The 3,780-nt window shown below is 51.8% G+C and carries 3 protein-coding genes; 1 reads left to right on the top strand and 2 read right to left on the bottom strand.

Annotated elements, in window-relative coordinates:
• Positions 1 to 155: 155 nt before the first annotated feature.
• Positions 156 to 1,127 (bottom strand): ribonuclease HIII, encoded by a 972-nt coding sequence (locus HRU10_15140; protein NRA28567.1) that lies wholly within the window; start codon positions 1,125 to 1,127, stop codon positions 156 to 158.
• Here HRU10_15140 and HRU10_15135 point away from each other — a divergent pair, their 5' ends adjacent.
• A complete protein-coding gene (locus HRU10_15135) occupies positions 1,128 to 2,162 on the top strand; it encodes an A/G-specific adenine glycosylase (GenBank protein ID NRA28566.1) in 1,035 nt (344 codons plus the stop codon).
• A gap of 27 nt (positions 2,163 to 2,189) precedes the next feature.
• Here the strand turns inward: HRU10_15135 and HRU10_15130 are convergent, their stop codons facing one another.
• On the bottom strand, positions 2,190 to 3,482 hold the full coding sequence (locus HRU10_15130) for an alginate export family protein (protein NRA28565.1): 1,293 nt from the start codon (positions 3,480 to 3,482) through the stop codon (positions 2,190 to 2,192).
• Positions 3,483 to 3,780 lie beyond the last annotated feature (298 nt).

The raw sequence follows: 3,780 nt of genomic DNA, 5'->3' as shown, positions 1-3,780 counted from the left end.
AAACCTCCACAAATTAACCAGAAGACAAATCACCCAACAACGAATCAAAACTGACAACCGGAAATCAGGACTTCACAGTTACTTCTGATCAGCTTCCTCGAATTTCGATAAAATACCGGTCATTGCAAGTAGTGGCAACACGGTGAAAGCTGATTTCACCGCCGAACATAGGTCTTCTTCGGGGGTTCGAGGCCTTGGGCTTCGTAGACTGTTTTGAAGTGCATTTTGGCGACGGACTGTAGGCCGCTTTTACCCTGGTTTTCGAAGATGCGGGTCGCCTGTTGTTTGACGGCGCTGCTGGCACCTTTGAGGAGCGGTTCGCCGGCGATTTCTGATAGGGCTTCCATCTGTTTTACATATAGGTCGCGGGCGATGATGGAGGCTGCTGCGACGACGGGATCGGCTTCGGCTTTGGTCATCATACGGAGGTCGAAGTCGGGATGGCTTTTCAGGTAGCGTTCGACGAGGGGCTGTTTGCTAAATTGGTCGAGCATACCCCAGGGGACGAATTGTCGGTCGAGCGCTGCTTCAATGGCTTTGGCATGTTGCCAGGCGAGGAGGAGGTTGAGGTTGGCCTTGGGTTTGGCCATCAGTTCGTTGTATTTGGGCATGCCGAGTTTCATGCTTTCGACCACGGCGCCAGGTGTATTTTTGATGATCTTGGCGAGCTTGCTGATGGTGGCGTCGGTGACCTTTTTGGAGTCTTGCACGCCGGCTTCAATCCAGCTGCGGATTGCCTTGGGCTCTGCGATGACACAAGCGACGACCAGTGGGCCGAATACGTCGCCCTTGCCGCTCTCGTCCATACCGGCGTGGTGCTCAAACCATTCGGGGTGATGGACTTCGTCGTAGCCGAGGCGCGGATCGCCCGTGACTTCTGCCTCGAGGCTCATGGTCACAAAGTCTTCAGTGCCTTTTCCTTGAATGACCAGTTTACGGCTTTTGTAGGCGACGATGTTTACGGAGGGCCCTTTGTAGGCGAAGGCGGCGTGGTCGACGGCGTAGCTCTCCCAGTCGCGGGCGTCGAGGATGCTGTGCAGCTTCTCCATCTGCTCGGGTTCTAGCTTAAGTGTGTAGAATGATTTGCGCGCAGGGGCGTCGTCGGTCTTTTTCTTGGCCTTTGGCATATGTCGGAATGGAATCAAACGCAGGCTTTGGCCGAATTGAACCAAAATACGTCTGAGCTGCAGGAATTGCTAGCTGAGTGGTATGCGGCTGCCCATCGCAAACTGCCTTGGCGTGTCGAGCCTTCGCTCTATCGGACCGTCGTTTCCGAGCTGATGTGTCAGCAGACTCAGATCGCTACGGTGTTGCCTTATTTTGATCGATGGATGCAGCAGTTGCCAAGTTTTGAGGCTTTGGCTGGAGCCGATGAGGCAGTCGTCCTGAAACTGTGGGAGGGCCTCGGTTACTACAGCCGTGCTCGCAATCTTCACAAGATGGCAAAGGAGATAGTGTCGATGGAGCGTGTTCCCGAGGTGGCGAAAAATTGGCAAAAACTTACGGGGATCGGGCCTTACACATCGGCAGCGATTGCCAGCATTCATTTCAACGAGCCCATCGCGGTGGTCGATGGGAATGTCATCCGCGTGCTGACACGGCTAATCGGAGATGGTCGCGAATTTCGTGACGGGCCGTCGGCGGCAAAAGCCCTTCAGGCGGCAGCCGACATGCTCGTGCATCCCGAGCGCCCGGGAGACCATAATCAAGCGATGATGGAGCTCGGAGCTCTCGTATGCGTGAAACAACGCCCGACCTGCACAATTTGCCCCTGGGTCCAAAAATGCGTCGCTGCCAAAACGGGCCAACCCGAAGCCTTCCCAAATCTCAAAAAACGCAAAATAGAAAAAGTCCGTTGTCCGCGTGCTTGGGCGGTCAAGGATGCAGCGATTCTCTTGCAACAAATTCCCTCGGACGCCACGCGCCTCGCTGGCCATTGGGAATTGCCCAAGCTCGGGGAGCTCGACGGCGCCAGACAAGGTGAATTGCTCGCCAAAAAGATGCGCGGTATTTCGAATCAACGCATCGAAGAGCCAATCTATGTCGTCGAAATTGGGGATGTCCCCGAGCATTGCCGTTGGATTCTCTGGGATGATTTGCCTGATTATCAGCTCACAGGCCCGCATCGGCGCTGGATAAATGAGCTGAAGTTGACGGGTTAGTTAGACGCTTTCCTATGCGGCACTCGCTTAGAATTTATAACCTCCGGTGATCGATAGAAGCTGAGCATTCTCTGCTCCGCCGCTGGCGGCCAAAGATTCTTCAACGTAGTCTCCCACAGCGAAGTGTCCGGCTTCGATCAAGAGTGAGAAACCAGCCTTGTGCTTCCACTTTGCCCAGAGCATGAACTCCCAGCCAATGTCTTTTGATGCTTCAGGACGGATGCCGTAGCCGTTTCTGTTGCGTGGGGAATTGCCGCCTTGGGCATAGAAACCATCCTGGGTATTTTCGATCCAATATCCGGTGGTGGATGCTCCGACCGTGACCCCTTGATACGGCTTGGCCTGAGTCGTGAGAGCCAGGTATTGGATGTTCCTCCATCCGGTCAGATCCATACGGCCCGAGCGGGGGTGAGCGCCACCGAAAAACATGAGATCCCATGTTTCACTTTTGCCGTCGTTACTATCGCTGTCTCCAGGCGAGTGAAGATATTCTAGAGTGATCGTGGGACTCCCTGGAAGGTCTGCGAACTTGCGACCGATCCTACCTTGGAAAAGCCATGCAGCATGATCGAGCCGTTCGTTGGATCGGTTGATACTACCAAATTGATAAGCTGCTTCTGCTGACCAAAACCATGGGCTGATTGATTTTGGAGACTTTAGCCGGATGCCCCATGTCCCGATGTCTATTGGGTTTCTCGAATCCGTATTTTGATGTTTGAATGCGAGTGTACTATCCCAGCTGAGGTGATCGTCATGGCTTGCTGGAGAATCTAGGAAAATCGCTGCCATCCAAGGCTGGCTGGAGCTGAGATTGAAGCTGGCCCGATCGCGCTCTACTTGTCTGCCGATGGCAGCATTTAATGTGTGGCGTTCTCCCTTAAGTTTGAGATGAACCGCATCATACGAGCGTCCATCCCGATAGTTCGGGGTCCCCACGATCAGCCTGCTACCGAACGCGACTTCCTGGCGACCGAGTCGGAGAGTCGATACATCCGTGAGTCCGACATCCAGGTAGGCCTCATACAGGTCGATCCAGTCTTCACGTGGACTCGGGTCGCGTTGGTCTCCAAATGCACGTTGATCTCGAATCGTTACACGAGCTGAAGTTCGTTCATCGGCTTTTAGGGCAACACTTAACGAGCTGCGTGTGTATAGGAAATCATTATCATTTCTGTTGGAGTTAGAAAGAAAGTCAAAGGACTTATTGGAATCGCCAGCATTATCTCTTGTGACATATCCGATGCGTATCTCTCCGGATATATCTAGATTATAATCTTTACTTTGAGTTCGTGAATAGGCTTCAGGAACGAAAAGGCACATTGCTATTGGTACTACTAAGTGCCTGTGGGCTTTGCGGGGTGGGGGGAATAGTAACATGAGATGTATGTCGATTATTTTAAATATAAATTTAATGATAATAAGATATTATAAATAGCATCATTTAATAATTTTTAATTCGAGCTTTTTACTAAAGAAAAAATCTGCCTGATCGACTTATGGAATATCTTCGCTGCTTCGTGTTCTCCCATACCCCCAAAAAATAGTTATTAACTCGCTAATATAATACATGACTTTCACCCATGCATCATTCATCCTTTCAGGCATGGAAAAACGAGAT

Source organism: Opitutales bacterium (assembly GCA_013215165.1).
Classification (GTDB): Bacteria; Verrucomicrobiota; Verrucomicrobiia; order Opitutales; family JABSRG01; genus JABSRG01.
Note: the sequence above shows the minus strand (reverse complement) of the source record. Positions and strands in the feature narration are given on the sequence as shown.

Bases quoted from the DNA above. Each gene is read 5' to 3' on its own strand.
- HRU10_15140 (NRA28567.1), bottom strand. From the start codon at position 1,127: ATGCCAAAGGCCAAGAAAAAGACCGACGACGCCCCTGCGCGCAAATCA.
- HRU10_15135 (NRA28566.1), top strand. From the start codon at position 1,128: ATGTCGGAATGGAATCAAACGCAGGCTTTGGCCGAATTGAACCAAAAT.
- HRU10_15130 (NRA28565.1), bottom strand. From the start codon at position 3,482: ATGTGCCTTTTCGTTCCTGAAGCCTATTCACGAACTCAAAGTAAAGAT.